11 protein-coding genes and 1 pseudogene are annotated in these 12,746 nt (G+C 67.4%); 6 read left to right on the forward strand and 6 right to left on the reverse strand.

The genetic code is table 11. The annotated features are described in order from the left end of the window. Positions 1–124: 124 nt before the first annotated feature. A complete protein-coding gene (locus ACFYXC_RS38230; RefSeq protein ID WP_389557308.1) occupies positions 125–349 on the reverse strand; it encodes a hypothetical protein in 225 nt (74 codons plus the stop codon). Between the two features lie 266 nt (positions 350–615). On the opposite strand from ACFYXC_RS38230, the gene ACFYXC_RS38235 reads away from it, so the two are divergent. Then, positions 616–1,551: an NAD-dependent epimerase/dehydratase family protein gene (locus tag ACFYXC_RS38235; RefSeq protein WP_389557310.1), complete on the forward strand. Its 936-nt coding sequence runs from the start codon at positions 616–618 to the stop codon at positions 1,549–1,551. Positions 1,552–1,992: 441 nt separating this feature from the next. On the opposite strand, the gene ACFYXC_RS38240 is transcribed toward ACFYXC_RS38235, so the two are convergent. Further along, positions 1,993–2,751 (reverse strand): AraC family transcriptional regulator, encoded by a 759-nt coding sequence (locus ACFYXC_RS38240; protein WP_389557312.1) that lies wholly within the window; start codon positions 2,749–2,751, stop codon positions 1,993–1,995. On the opposite strand from ACFYXC_RS38240, the gene ACFYXC_RS38245 reads away from it, so the two are divergent. Continuing rightward, on the forward strand, positions 2,702–4,147 hold the full coding sequence (locus ACFYXC_RS38245; protein ID WP_389557313.1) for an MFS transporter: 1,446 nt from the start codon (positions 2,702–2,704) through the stop codon (positions 4,145–4,147). The two genes, ACFYXC_RS38240 and ACFYXC_RS38245, sit on opposite strands and share 50 nt — an antisense overlap. A 546-nt stretch (positions 4,148–4,693) precedes the next feature. Here the strand turns inward: ACFYXC_RS38245 and ACFYXC_RS38250 are convergent. Further along, on the reverse strand, positions 4,694–5,584 hold the full coding sequence (locus ACFYXC_RS38250) for a MerR family transcriptional regulator (RefSeq protein ID WP_389557315.1): 891 nt from the start codon (positions 5,582–5,584) through the stop codon (positions 4,694–4,696). 1,673 nt (positions 5,585–7,257) lie between these two features. Further along, positions 7,258–7,452 (reverse strand): hypothetical protein, encoded by a 195-nt coding sequence (locus tag ACFYXC_RS38255; RefSeq protein ID WP_389557316.1) that lies wholly within the window; start codon positions 7,450–7,452, stop codon positions 7,258–7,260. A 727-nt stretch (positions 7,453–8,179) separates the two neighbouring features. Here ACFYXC_RS38255 and ACFYXC_RS38260 point away from each other — a divergent pair. After that, positions 8,180–8,413, forward strand: coding sequence for a cold-shock protein (locus ACFYXC_RS38260; protein ID WP_389557318.1), 234 nt, complete (start codon positions 8,180–8,182; stop codon positions 8,411–8,413). Between the two features lie 216 nt (positions 8,414–8,629). Here ACFYXC_RS38260 and ACFYXC_RS38265 read toward each other — a convergent pair whose 3' ends face one another. Next, positions 8,630–9,505, reverse strand: a complete 876-nt coding sequence (locus ACFYXC_RS38265) for a helix-turn-helix transcriptional regulator (RefSeq protein WP_389557320.1) — start codon at positions 9,503–9,505, stop codon at positions 8,630–8,632. Between the two features lie 131 nt (positions 9,506–9,636). Here ACFYXC_RS38265 and ACFYXC_RS38270 point away from each other — a divergent pair, with 131 nt between their 5' ends. Beyond that, complete coding sequence (locus ACFYXC_RS38270) at positions 9,637–10,542, forward strand: oxidoreductase (RefSeq protein WP_389557321.1); 906 nt, start codon at positions 9,637–9,639, stop codon at positions 10,540–10,542. 62 nt (positions 10,543–10,604) lie between these two features. On the opposite strand, the pseudogene ACFYXC_RS38275 reads toward ACFYXC_RS38270, so the two are convergent. Then, positions 10,605–10,830, reverse strand: a pseudogene (locus ACFYXC_RS38275) (transposase); the annotation flags it as partial. Positions 10,831–11,762: 932 nt separating this feature from the next. On the opposite strand from ACFYXC_RS38275, the gene ACFYXC_RS38280 reads away from it, so the two are divergent. Next, on the forward strand, positions 11,763–12,266 hold the full coding sequence (locus ACFYXC_RS38280) for an RNA polymerase sigma factor (RefSeq protein ID WP_389557323.1): 504 nt from the start codon (positions 11,763–11,765) through the stop codon (positions 12,264–12,266). Then, positions 12,241–12,687 (forward strand): DUF742 domain-containing protein, encoded by a 447-nt coding sequence (locus tag ACFYXC_RS38285; RefSeq protein WP_389557325.1) that lies wholly within the window; start codon positions 12,241–12,243, stop codon positions 12,685–12,687. Before ACFYXC_RS38280 ends, ACFYXC_RS38285 begins: the two co-directional genes overlap by 26 nt. The last annotated feature ends 59 nt before the right edge of the window (positions 12,688–12,746 follow it).

Raw genomic sequence — 12,746 nt, forward strand, 5'->3', positions numbered from 1 at the left:
CGCCCCTCGCTGGTGATTATCCCACCTGATGGCCCCGTCGGCCCGCGCCCCCTAGATTCGGACGGGTGCATCCATTGGCGCGTCAGGGTGGTTCTGCGGCGTCTTGCCCGTCGTTACCCGGCGCTCAGCCAGGAGATCGCGGCCGCGCGCAGCGACACCACTTGGAAGATCGACAATTCCAGGCAAGGACAACCCAAGTGCCGGTCAGCTGCCGGGTCAGACTTCCAAGCGGTGCCGCGGGCTGCATCATCACTGTCAGCTGCTGCAGCAGCCCGCCCTGCCCGGTCAGCTGCAGTCCTTCCGACCGGCCCCGCTCCACCAGCATCGCGACCAGCTGCTCGTCGGACACTGGCCCAGGCTGCCCAGACTGGGCACTCTAGACAGGTTTCACGGTCTCCAACTCCACCGCGGGCTCAGTCACTTGACGTCTCTCTCATGATCGTCGGATCCGCCGTTAGATTTACACTCCCGTAGTTGGCCGCCTGCGGACTGGGCGTTGAGGGGCGGGGCGCAAGCTGGGGGCGGTCTTTGCCGTTTCCGCAACTGATGTTGGTGTCGTGCCAAGTACCGGCCGAGGCTGCACGCGAAGACAATCCCCAGCCCGGAAGGAACCCGATGCGCATCTTCGTTACCGGCGCAAGCGGCTATATCGGCGGCAGTGTCGCCACTCGCCTGGTCCGGGCCGGTTACACCGTAACCGGACTGACCCGGGACCGGACCAAGGCCAAGGCACTCGCCCGCGTCGGCGTCCAGCCGGTGGTGGGCTTCCTGGACGACCCCAATGTCCTCACCGAGCAGGCGCGCCGCGCGGACGCGGTGGTCAACGCGGCCGACAGCGACCACCACGGTGCCGTCGAGACATTCGTTGCCGCGCTCGCGGGCACGGGCAAACCCTTGATCCACACCAGCGGCTCCAGCATCGTGGGGGTGGGCACAGACGGCGAGGCATCCGCCACGGTCTACGACGAGGACATCCTCGATGAGAGATCCGCCTGGGAACCGGACCATCCCGTACGCCGGGCCCGCGTCGCCGTCGACCGCCTGGTCCTGGCCGCTGCAGAGCAGAACGTGCGCTCCGCAGTTCTATGCAACAGCCTCATTTACGGCCACGGACGCGGCCAGGCCCGGGACAGCGTCCTGATCGCCGCGCTGGTGAACCAGGCTCGCGTCGGCGGCGTGGTCAGGCGCGTCGGCGCCGGCCGCAACGTCTGGTCCAACGTCCACATCGACGACGTCACCGACCTCTATCTCCTCGCCCTGGAGAAGACACCCGCCGGCACCTTCTACTTCGTGGAGAACGGCGAGGAGTCCCTCGCCGCGATGACCGACGCCATCGCCGCCACCCTTGGCCTGCCCGACCCCTGCCCCTGGGACCCCGACTCACCGGACAACCTCTGGCACCCCGAGTTCGCCCGCCACGCCCTGGGCTCCAACAGCCGCGTTCGTACCACCCGCACCCACAGCCTCCTCGGCTGGCGCCCCCGGCACCACTCGATCACGGACTGGCTCACCACTGACCTCGTCCCGGTTGCGGATACGGCAGATCAGTGAGCAGAACCGTAGCGCGGGGGGAACAGCCCATAAGCGCCCGCACAAGTCGCACAAAGGCGGTCCGCGAGTCCGTACCGTGGGCTGGTCCGTCGTGCGGGACCTCGAGCATCCAGACGCAGTCGAGACCGCAGTGGGACTGAGCAAAGTGGCCAACTGCGATTGGGTGAACGTCCATGACCTGCGGATCCGCCCGGTGGGGTCGGCCCAGGTGCGCGAGGCGTACGCCGACCGTCACCGCGCCTAGATGATCGATTCCAAGGGTCAGTGGTCATAGGCGGTCAGGGAGCGCAGGACGGGCTGTCCGGTGTGGTCGTTGTGCCGGATCGCGGCGGTCATCGCGAGAATTCGCCGCATGATGCGGGTGATGGCACCGCCGGGGGTGCGCCCTCGGCGCTGCTCCAGGTCGAGTTGGCCTTTGGATCACGCAGCCGGCTTGTGGATTCACCCACCGGATCCGACGCGATAAGTTCCCGGTGTCTGGCCCATGGTGCGGCTGAACGTGTCGATGAACGCACTGGTCGTGGCCCAACCGCACTGTCGTCCCGTTTCGCTGACGCTTGCTCCTTCCGCCAGCAGCACCATGGCGTGAAAGACCCGGACGTTGGTCCTCCATTGTGGATAGGTCATGCCGAACTCGGTCCTGAACAGCCGGGCCAGGGTGCGTTCGCTCACGCCAATGCTCCGTGCGAGCCAGGCGGCGGTCCGCGGCTGCCGCAGATCGTCGGTCACCAGTGCGCACGCCTGCCGCAGCAGGGAGGTGTTGGGGGTAGGCAGCGTCAATGGCTCCACGAGGGCTCGCCGCAGCCGGTCCCGCAGGACGGCGCGCAGGTGGCGTGCCTCCTGCTGCGGGAGGGACGGTTCACTACACGCGATGATCAGTTCGCGCACCAGGGCGTCCACGGCCACGACCACCGGCGCCTTGGACTTCAGCAGGGTGTCGTGGGCGGCGAAGCCGAGCGTGTGCACGGAGCTGTGCCCGTGTACCCGGTGCTGATGCCAGATGCCCGCCGGAATCCACACGGCGCGCGCTCTGGATGCCACCCAGGAAGCCTCACCCGTGTGCACCGCCAACACACCGGCGCTGACGTAGAGGAGCTGGTGATAGCCATGCTGGTGGCGACCGATGACCTCACCTGCGAGGTGGGCGTGGGTGGTGCCCCTGGGTTCCGCCGCCTTCTCCGCCTGGCTGTTTCCCGACATGCAACGGCAGAATAACGGAAGCGGTACCCCGTGCGGTCCTGCCAGCGTGGTGACCATGCCCACGACGTCTCACACCCCGCGTGATCTTCCTCCTGCCGCCCCGTCGGCGCTGAAGGCCCGGCTGGCCTCCGGTCTGCGCGGTGTTGCCCTCGACACCCGCCCGCTGGCGCACCCCGTCTTCCGTCGCCTGCTGATCGGGCAGGGCGCGGCATACGTCGGGACCATGGTCACCGGAGTCACCATCCCGGTACAGGTATACGCGCTGACGCGGTCGTCGCTGTCCGTGGGGCTGACGGGCCTGGCCGGCCTCGTGCCGCTCGTCTTCTTCGGCCTGTACGGCGGCGCCATCGCCGACCGGTTCGACCGCCGTACGCTCTACCTGTCGTCGGCATGCCTCACCTGGGTGATAACACTCGCCCTGCTTTTTCAGGCGGTTGCCGATCTGCGCTCGGTGCCCCTCATCCTCGCGCTCGTCGCCGTCCAGGCCGGCGCCTTCGCCGTGTCGTCCGCCGCCCGGGGCGCGATCATTCCCCGCATCGTTCCCACTCCCTTGATACCCGCCGCGAACACGCTGTACTTCACCGTCGGCAATGTCGGGCAGGTCGCCGGGCCCCTTGTGGCGGGCCTCCTGATCTCGCTGCCGAACGGCTACTGCTGGGCATACGGCGCCGACGCCGTGCTGTTCTCCGTCCTGCTGTACTCGGCTGTTCACCTGCCCCCGATCATGCCGACTGGCTCGGAGACCCGGACTGGTGGGCTGCGCTCGGTCTTCGACGGGCTGCGATTCATCGCTGCCGCCCCCGTGCTCTGGATGTCCTTCGCGGTCGACATCGTGGCGATGACGTTGGCCATGCCGACCGCTCTGTTCCCGGCAGCGGCACAGCTGCGCTTCGGCGGAGGAGTGGGGCTGCTGTACTCGGCCATCGCCATCGGGTCAGTCGTAGCAGGGCTGTTCAGCGGATGGATCGGCCGCGTGCGCCGTCAAGGCCGAGCGCTGGCCATCGCCGTCACCGCCTGGGCGGCGGCCATCGCTCTCGCGGGCACCGTCCACCACCTCCTCGCTGCCGCAGTCCTACTGGCTGCTGCCGGAGCGGCGGACCTCGTCAGCGCGGTCTACCGCGAGACGATTTTGCAAACCTACGCACCTGACGCCATGCGCGGCCGTCTGCAAGGCGTCTTCACCGTCGTGGTGGCCGGCGGTCCGCGCCTCGGAGACCTACGCGCCGGCGCCATGGCCTCCGCCACCGGTCTCGGCGTCGCGTGGACAGGCAGCTCACTGCTCTGCATGATCGTCGTCATCATCGGAGCACTGCTTGTACGACCGTTCTGGCGCTACACCGTCACCCCGGCACAGCCGCTCGCGCCGACGCGCCCCGAAGCCGCACACGAGCCATAGGACTGGCGCGTCACGGCCGTCTCCCCTCGTTTGTTCACCCGGAGATCCGAACGAAACCGCCTAGCTAGCTAAGCCGCGGTCAGTTGCCGACGCGACGGCCCGCTTCTTACATGGAGTTCTTGCATGGCTCCATTCTTGCTTTCCCTCCGAACCCACCGCTCGCCGTCGGATGGCCGAACTGCATGAGGAGGCAGGTCGCTGCGAGGCGGCGTCTCCAACTGATCGTTTCAGAATGAGTTTGGCTCCCAGGCTTGGCAGGTGGGCTGGTGGCGGCAGAGTTCTGCGGGTGTCGGATGATCTTGTGCGTGATCACCTGTGGGAGCGTGTCGCTGCGCTGCTCCCGCCTCGCCCGCCGCGGCGTCTGCGGTAGCGTCAAGCGCGGTGCCTGTTTCTGCCCCCGTGTCAGCGGCCAGTTCGGAATCCCCATGTACGGCCAGTTGTGATGTCACTCTTGGTTACGGGCCTGGGCTCGACGTCTGCCCCGACCGGTCACATGCGGATGAACGCGATCGGTTGTCGGGCCACGCCAGTGCCAGGCACGGGCGGTCAGCTGTCCGCGGAGTGGGCGTCGGCAAGGGCCTCACCGAAGAGCCGTCCGGCGAGTTCCATGCAGCGCATCCGGGCAGGAGAGAAGTCATAAGGCATCTTGGTGATCGCTGCGGCGGCACTCATCTCTGTGCCCTCCTCCCCTTTCAGATCGGCGTCGTGGATCTCGAAGATCTTCTCCTCGGCCGCGTCGAGACCAGCTGCCTCGATGGCCTGATTCAGGGCCATTTGGTGAGCGCATCGCTGTACGGCGAGCTCTTCGACACGCGGGTCGTCGGGTTCGACGCCGTCGTCGAGGGTGGCCTCGGCCGCCTCAAGACGGTCCTCCTCGGCCCGCAGAGCGGGGTGGGTGGCCAGCACGATGAACGTGCTGGCCTGGATGGCGGCGCCCAGTGGCCCGAAGATCCGTTCCGTGATGAGCAGGGCATCCAGATCGGAGGGGCACAACGCGCCCGAGGGCAGGTGGCTGAGACGGTCCGTGACCAGTTCGGAGAGCAGCCCCAGCGGGCTGCCCACCGCCTGCAGGTGCTGGACAGCCGCGCGCCGGCGTTTGACGGCGGCCTCCTGCGCCGCCAAGGTTTCCTCAAGCCTGCTCAGGACCGACTCGATATCCGGGGCTTGGTCCAGGGCATCGTCTCCAGCCTTGTCCCGGGCTTCGCCGAAGGCGGCCCGCATGTCGTCCAGGCTGATACCGGCATCAGCCATCTTGCGGATCCACAGCAGGCGGATCATGTCGTCATAGCCGTAGCGCCGGCGACCGTCCCCGCCGCGCTCGGGCTCCGGCAGCAGACCGATCTCGTGGTAGTAACGGATGGCGCGTGGGGTGATCCCGGCGAACGCAGCGGCATCACCGATCTTGACTTGCCGGGGAGGCGTGAGGGAGGGGTACATCGCAGTGAGAGCCTTTCGTGCTGTGGTGCCCCGACCCCATCACATGCCGCTACGGCATGTGCAACAACCTCATCCAGGTGCCACCGGAGCCAGCCCCTGGCTGCCGCCGGGACCGATCAAGAACGACGAACCACTCGGCAACTCAGAGTGACCACCGGCGGCCAGATAGCTCCCCGCCGAGTGGCCGCCGCTGGGGAATTCCCACCGACCGCCGACACCCCGGGGTGGGCGGCTTCGGTAGCCTGATTCCGAGGTGGGTTCTGGGTCAAGGTGGTCGCCACCACCTTGAGCACGATCAAGGCAGGTCGGTCCGCCGACCGCCTCGTCGGCTCCTGGGGCTCGTTCTCCATGGACAACACCCCGCCCGTCCCACTCGCTCCAGCAGTTCCGTTCGCCGAACGGTCACGGTGACCGCTCTGCGAACCCTTCGGCGAACTTCGCGTTTCGGACACTGGCGGGTTCGCCTGCGGCCTTTGGGTTCAGAAACACGCACGACGCCGGGAGCAGTGGTGCGGATTCGTCGGAGCAGCCGCTCGCACCCGCCGAATGATGCGGAGCAGTCAGAGCCGTTTGAGGCAGCTCTTCGGGACCTGGTCGCCGGGTACGACGCGCCACAGACTTCCCTTCCGTCCGCTTGGCGTCTGCGGCTGCCGAAGATCGGGTCGGTTATTGTCTGAGGTTTGTTCGGCACCAACGGTCCGAACACGAACAATGCTTGAGCCGCTATACCGGGAGTGGACGGTCGGTCAAAACCATGGTCAGCCCATCCTCACCTCCGGGAGGCACAGTGAGTTTCAGCAGGGAGCGCGTGAACACCAGAAGGACTCCGTGCCGCGGGGCAGGGTTCTTAGCGGCGATTGGGACTACCGCCGTGGCGCTCTCGCTGTCGGGTACCGGGGCAGCGGCAGCGGCGCCTTCGAACCCGGCCGGCGCCGGTGAGTGCTTGTACATCCTCAACACCAGCAACTACCCAACCACTCCGGATCGGCTCAAGTACTGCAACAGCGGTGAAAGCGGCACAGTCGGCTGGCTCGCCTGCTACGCGGGCCTCGCCAGCACTGGTGTCAACGCGACTGTCGCGGCACTGGCATGCAACGCTGCATCGGACTGATCACCGATCAGTGTGTTCGGATCGCCGTACCGCACGGTTCGCCTCGGTGAGTTTCGCTTGAGGCCGAAGTGTGATGCCGCTTCCCGGTCAGCTGCCTCACGATGAGGATCCGGTGGCGATGGTGGGGCGAAGAACCCACCTTTGTACGGTACTCGGGCCGGTGGGAGTCGCTCAGCCGTCCTGGAGTCGTTGCGGTCCTGGCCCGCCCTCGGTGACGGCAGTCTCGGGAGCAAACCCCCGGGCGGGGGCATGAGCACGAATGGAAAACGGAGGAAAATTGATCATGTATATCACGCGGCGAAGGGCAGTAACTGTCCTCATGACAGCGGCGATCACGTCCGTGTTCGCGCTGAACTCCGGCGTTGCTCTGGCAGACGGTCAGGGTGGTTATCACCCCGATACGTTTGCCGGCGGGCAGCTCGCGCAGCCCTGGGAGGCGTCGGTCACGCCCGCATCCGACCCCGGGCAACACACCGTTCTCTGTGCTGGAGGGGGCTGCGTTCATTCCTGACCCTGCTACAGAGAACCTCATGGCGTGTAGCTGGTCCGCCGCTACATCACATCACCAAGGAAGATCCGCCAACGTGACGCGGTCCACCAGCCCTTCACCGCGCAGCTTCATCAGCCGGCGCCGGGTCTGCTCGATCCGCACCTGCGTGGCTGTGAGCGGATAGAGCTGCTCGGTCGTCACCATCCGGTACTGCGCCGGCACCGCCAACGCCAGCCGGTCCGCGCCGCCCGCGTCCACGTTCACCATCGCTGCCTCCGTGACACGGCAGCACCCTCCGGTGGGTGCTGCGCCTCCTGTCACGGCAGCAGCCGACCCCGACCGGTTCTCTTACCACGAAGGGCCGACCACGGTCACGATCCGACAAGACCACCCTTGACCGGGCCCACAACCCCGCCACCGACCGGTCCGACAACTGTTTGCACCCCATCCGGCGGCAGACGGCGAAAGTGCGAGTGACCAGGCGGGGTGAACCGTGGTCGCCAGCCCGACATCCCCCTGGGTGCACCTCTCCGCCTCCGCCCGGACCAAGAGAAAGAAGACGGGAAGGGCGGGGCGGGACGGCGCATCCCGGGGGATCGGGCGCGGGCTCGCTCGTTGCGCGTCGGCTTCCGCCTCCGCGCCGTACCAGACCGACGTATACGGGAAAGCAAGGAAACGGGGCGAGGGCTGGCAGCGGAGCGCCGAGAGCGCAGGTTCACTTCTGTGCGGGGCGACAGCCGACCGCGCCGGCGAGACGCTGGGCAAAAAGCCCAGAGAGGGCCCGGTTGTTGAGCGCGATGCTGTTGACGAATCCGGGACCGCGTGTGTGGCGTGAACCTGTGAGGTCGGAAACCCCCAGAGGGTCGGGGGCTGGGAAACGGTGCATCCTTGCGGCCGTGGTTGGGGAAGGCTCATGCGCTGGTGTCGGCGGTTACCGAGTGCGGCCGGTGTGGCGAGGCCGTCGTGCGGTGGCAGGGGACGTTGGGTTTGGCCGATGGCAGAGGGCATAGTGAAGTGGTTCAGCGCGGAGAAGGGCTTCGGCTTCATCGAGCCGGACGGTGGCGGCCCGGAGATGTTCGTCCACTACTCCGCCATCACAAGCCCTGGCTACAGGTCTTTGGAGGAGAGGCAGAAGGTCGGCTTCGAGCTGACGCAGGGCGCTGAGGGCCCTCGGGCCAGGGCGTCTACCCTTTGTGACCGGATAAGCCCGGCCACGGCCGCGCCATGACGTCGGCCTTGTATGTCCAGCACGTGATCTTGTAGGCCGACGTCACGTCAGAACCGGATTCGCCAACAGTGTCACGGCATTGGGTTTAGACGCGTGCCCGGGTCTGGTCGATTTGCACCATGGGTCAGAGTTTAACGTCGAAGGCGGACGCCGGGCTCATCGGGTTCGTCGCCCGGCCGGGCGAGAGGGCGCTGCACAACGGCGAACGCTCGTTTTCTAGAAGGAGCGCTTGTCGGCGCGTGCCGAGCGGGTCGCGTGCAAAGACGCCAGAAGCTGGAGCCGGTCCGCGTCGGGGCTGCCCGGTTCGACGGTGAAGGCCAGCATGATCGGGCCGGGCCTGCCGGGCAGCGGATAGGTGTCCCAGTCCAGGACGATGTCGCCGACCTCGGGGACTCGGAAGGTCTTGGAGCCGCTGACCGACGCGCGTACGTCGTGCCGGGCCCACAGCCGCCGGAACTCGGCGCTGCGGATGCTCAGCTCACCCACGATGGCGGTGGCGCGCGGATGAGTGGGGTCAGCGGCGACGGCGGCGCGCATCATGCCGATGTAGTCCAGGGCCTGCCGCTCCCAGTCCGGGCAGCTCCGCTCGCCGGTCAGCGTGTCGTCGAACATCAGCAGGAGCATGTTGAGCCGGTCGGACGGGTGGGCGTCAGGGCTGCCGAGTAGCGCCTCCGCCATCGGGTTCCAGGCGAGCAGATCGAGGTGTCGGCCGAGTACGAGCGCCGGGGTGTCCAGCACCCGCAGCAGTCGCCGGGTGCTGTCCGGCACCCTTTCCGGACCGTGGTTCGCCCGGGCGGGTATGGGTCGGCGGGCGGCGTGGGCGAGCGTGAACAGGTGCCGGCGCTCCTCGTCGTCGAGTCCGAGTGCGTGGGCGAGCGCGTCCAGGACGTCGTCGGACGGGCGTACCTCCCGGCCCTGCTCCATCCGCTGGTAGTAGTCGGTGCTCAGCCCGGCCAGAAGTGCCAGCTCCTCGCGCCGTAGCCCGGTGACCTTGCGTCGGCCGCCGGGTTCCAGACCGACGTCGTGCGGACGCAGTCTGCCGCGCCGGGCGCGCAGGAAATCTCCCAGCTCACGAGCGTAGGGATGGCTCATGCCCCAAGTGTGCCGCGTCACCGGGCAGGCAAGGTAGGTCCCGCAGACCTAGGCAACCGAGAACGACCGATCCCGTGCGTACTGCTCCTAGCTTCGTCGGTGTACCGCAGGGATACCCTCAGGAGCAACGGATGACCGGATGGACCGCCGACCGCATTCCCGACCAGCACGGCCGGATCGCCGTCGTCACCGGCGCGAACTCGGGCCTCGGCCTGGTCACCGCCACCGAACTGGCCCGCCACGGCGCTCACGTCGTGCTCGCCGTCCGCAACACCGACGCCGGTGAGGAGGCCGCCCGCCGGATCGGCGGCGACGTCGAGGTACGGGAGCTGGACCTGGCCTCCCTCGGTTCGGTACGGGCGTTCGCCGCGGAGCTGGCCGCCGACCACCCGGCGATTGACCTGCTGATCAACAATGCCGGCGTGGTGTTGCTCGGCCCGCGCCGCACCTCCGTCGACGGCTTCGAGTTGCAGCTCGGCACCAACATGCTGGGCCACTTCGCGCTGACCGGCCTGCTGCTCGACAAGCTGGCCGTGGCGCGGGAACCCCGGGTGGTCAATCTTAGCTCGATCACCCACAAGAACGCGCACTTCGACTTCGACGACCTGATGTTCGAGCGGGACTACCGGGCCGCTATCGCCTACGGCCGGTCCAAGCTCGCAACGACGGTCTTCGGCGTTGAACTGGATCGCCGCCTGCGCGCCGCCGGATCACCGATCGTCAGCACGCTGGCGCACCCCGGTCTCACCCGCACCAACCTGACCCCGCGCGCCTGGGAGCACCGTGGCCGGTTCGGGCAGCTGATCGCGTGGGTCGGCCTCCTGGCCACCCAGTCCGTGGAGCAGGGCGCGCTGCCGCAGTTGCGCGCCGCGACCGAACCCGGCCTGCGGGGCGGTCAGTTCTTCGGACCGTCCGCGCTGTGGGAGACGAGGGGCCGGGTCACCGGCGCCCGGCTCAGTCGGGAGGCGGCAGACCCGGCTGTTGGCAAGCGTCTCTGGGCGGCGGCCGAAGAACTGACCGGCATCTGCTATCTCTGACCGGCGGCATCTTCCTTCGGCGTTAGAGTGTTTTGTCCCGGCGAGGTTGTCTGGTTCGAGGTTCAGGTGTCGCGCCACTTCGGAGTGGATTCGCTGGTGAGTCGTCGGCTCATGAGGTCGATGATTGCGACGTGGATTATGGCTTCGGATCGGTGGGGGTCTCTCGTAGTCGCGGGCGAGACGGCGGTGGTGCATCAGCCGGCCGAAGGTCCGCTCGACTATCCAACGTCGAGGGATCACCCTGAACCCTTTGACGCTGGGGTCGCGTTGGACGACTTCGACATCGATAGGGGATCCCCTATCGATACCTGCCACACGACTTCGCGCCCTGGGCGACGGTGTACGGCTACTTCGCCACCTGGCAGACTCGCCGCTCTTCAGCGCAGCCCGCTGCCCGGACGTCGTCAGGTGGTAGACGTTGTGCCGGCCGGCCTTGCCGTGACCCGACGAACCCGAGGGTCCCCAGGTCGCGATGCGACCGGCGGACGCAGCCGTCGCCGACCCGGTTCTCCGTCGTCACGGTGGCGATCTGCGACGCGGTGGCGCTCCGCATGCGGGCCAGCATTCCGATCGTCAGGCCACGCTGCTGGGGGGTGGAGGTCGGGGACCTCTTCCCTTCCTCTGCCGGGTCGGAGTCAGGAATAAAGGTGCCCTGCTCTCCGGAATCCCCGCGACCAGTCGTGTGACCTGCCGATCCGGCGTATCCGAGCAAGAGCTCCCACGTGAGCCGAGCTCCCCTCACGCCCCGCCTTGCAGTAGAAGGAGACGGGACGAACGAGACGGGTCGGCGCGCCTCGCGGTACTGGGCGTCCCCCTCTCGCTCTGCTGTGACCCTGCGGCTCCCGGTAGTGACCGGTGTCACATTTCCTGCGAGCGGGATCTGCAGGCTCCAGAGAGGTATGACGGACAACAGCCCGCGGCTTCCTGGACTTCCTGATTCCGCTGCCGGACGGGTGGCCGGATCTGCTGAAGAGGAAGAGGTACCCGGGGGGCAGGTGGGGCAGGGGCGGAAGAGGGCAGCCTGTGGCGGAGTGGGATGGCGGGCCTGGTGCTGCTCGTCAACTCTGTTCTCGGGGGCCTGGGAACCTTCTACGTAACCACCAAGTCGGCTACTGTCACGCTCGGTTCGGCCGTACTGATTCTGCTGATCATCGTCGTGGTCCTCGCTGTGGGGCTCAGGAACGGACGCGAGGCCCGCCCGGGCCGGAAGGACGATCGGAGTGGACAGTGAGTCCGACGAGTACACGGCGTTCTTCCAGCATCAGTACCCCCGGGTGGTCTCCATGCTGATCGCCTACCGCGGTTTCACACCGGAGATCGCAGAAGATGCTGCGGCCGAAGCCATGACGCGCCTTCTTCTTCACTGGCGCAAGGTGGCCATGCCGCAAGCCTGGGTGAGAACCGTCGCCTTACGCCATGCCTACCTCCTGAAAAAGAAGCAGCAGGCCCTGCTGCCCGACCCGGCAGTCGTCGATCACGGGGCGGTGGACGACCTGGCGGCGGTGGAACTGGCGCTGATCACCGGTTCCGCGATCGCGGTCCTGCCCCCGCGGCAGCGGGAAGTCATGACGCTGACGCTCGTCGACATGACGCCCTCGGAGATCGCCGAAGTTCTGGGATGCACCCCGGGACAAGCGCGAGACAATCTCGCCCACGCACAGCGGGCAGTCAGCAGCGCGATCCAGAAGGAGGCCGGCGGTGGACCCGACACGCAGCACCCTTGATGAGCCCGAGTCGGCTGACACCGACACCACCTACACGCAGCTCGTCGCCCGGTACTCCAGGCCGCAGACCGTCGCTGCCGCGCTCGAACGCGTCACGGCGCAGGCCCGCCAGCGGAAGGCCGCGGAACGTGTGTATGCCAGCCGGGCCGCCACGCTTTCCGACCTGTATGCGGCGAGTGGGTCAGCCGGGCGACACCCCAACCTCGCAGTGGAAGCGCTGGTGCGCAGCGTGGCAGACCGCTCCCAGGTACAGGGACAACTACCCGAGCACGTGCGCATCTGGGAATTGTGCCGGAAGATCAAGTCGGTTGCTGAGGTCTCAGCACTTCTCCGCGTGTCTCTTGGCGTCGCACGCATGCTCATCGCCGACATGACAGCGGAAGGGCTAGGGTCTGTTGCGAAAGTGGATCTTGTTCGTTGATGATCACATCCTGTGGGACGTGGGGATCTGACGAACGACCAGTGGGCCCGTCTTGAGCC

The organism is Streptomyces sp. NPDC002701 (genome assembly GCF_042889045.1).
Lineage (GTDB): Bacteria > Actinomycetota > Actinomycetes > Streptomycetales > Streptomycetaceae > Streptomyces.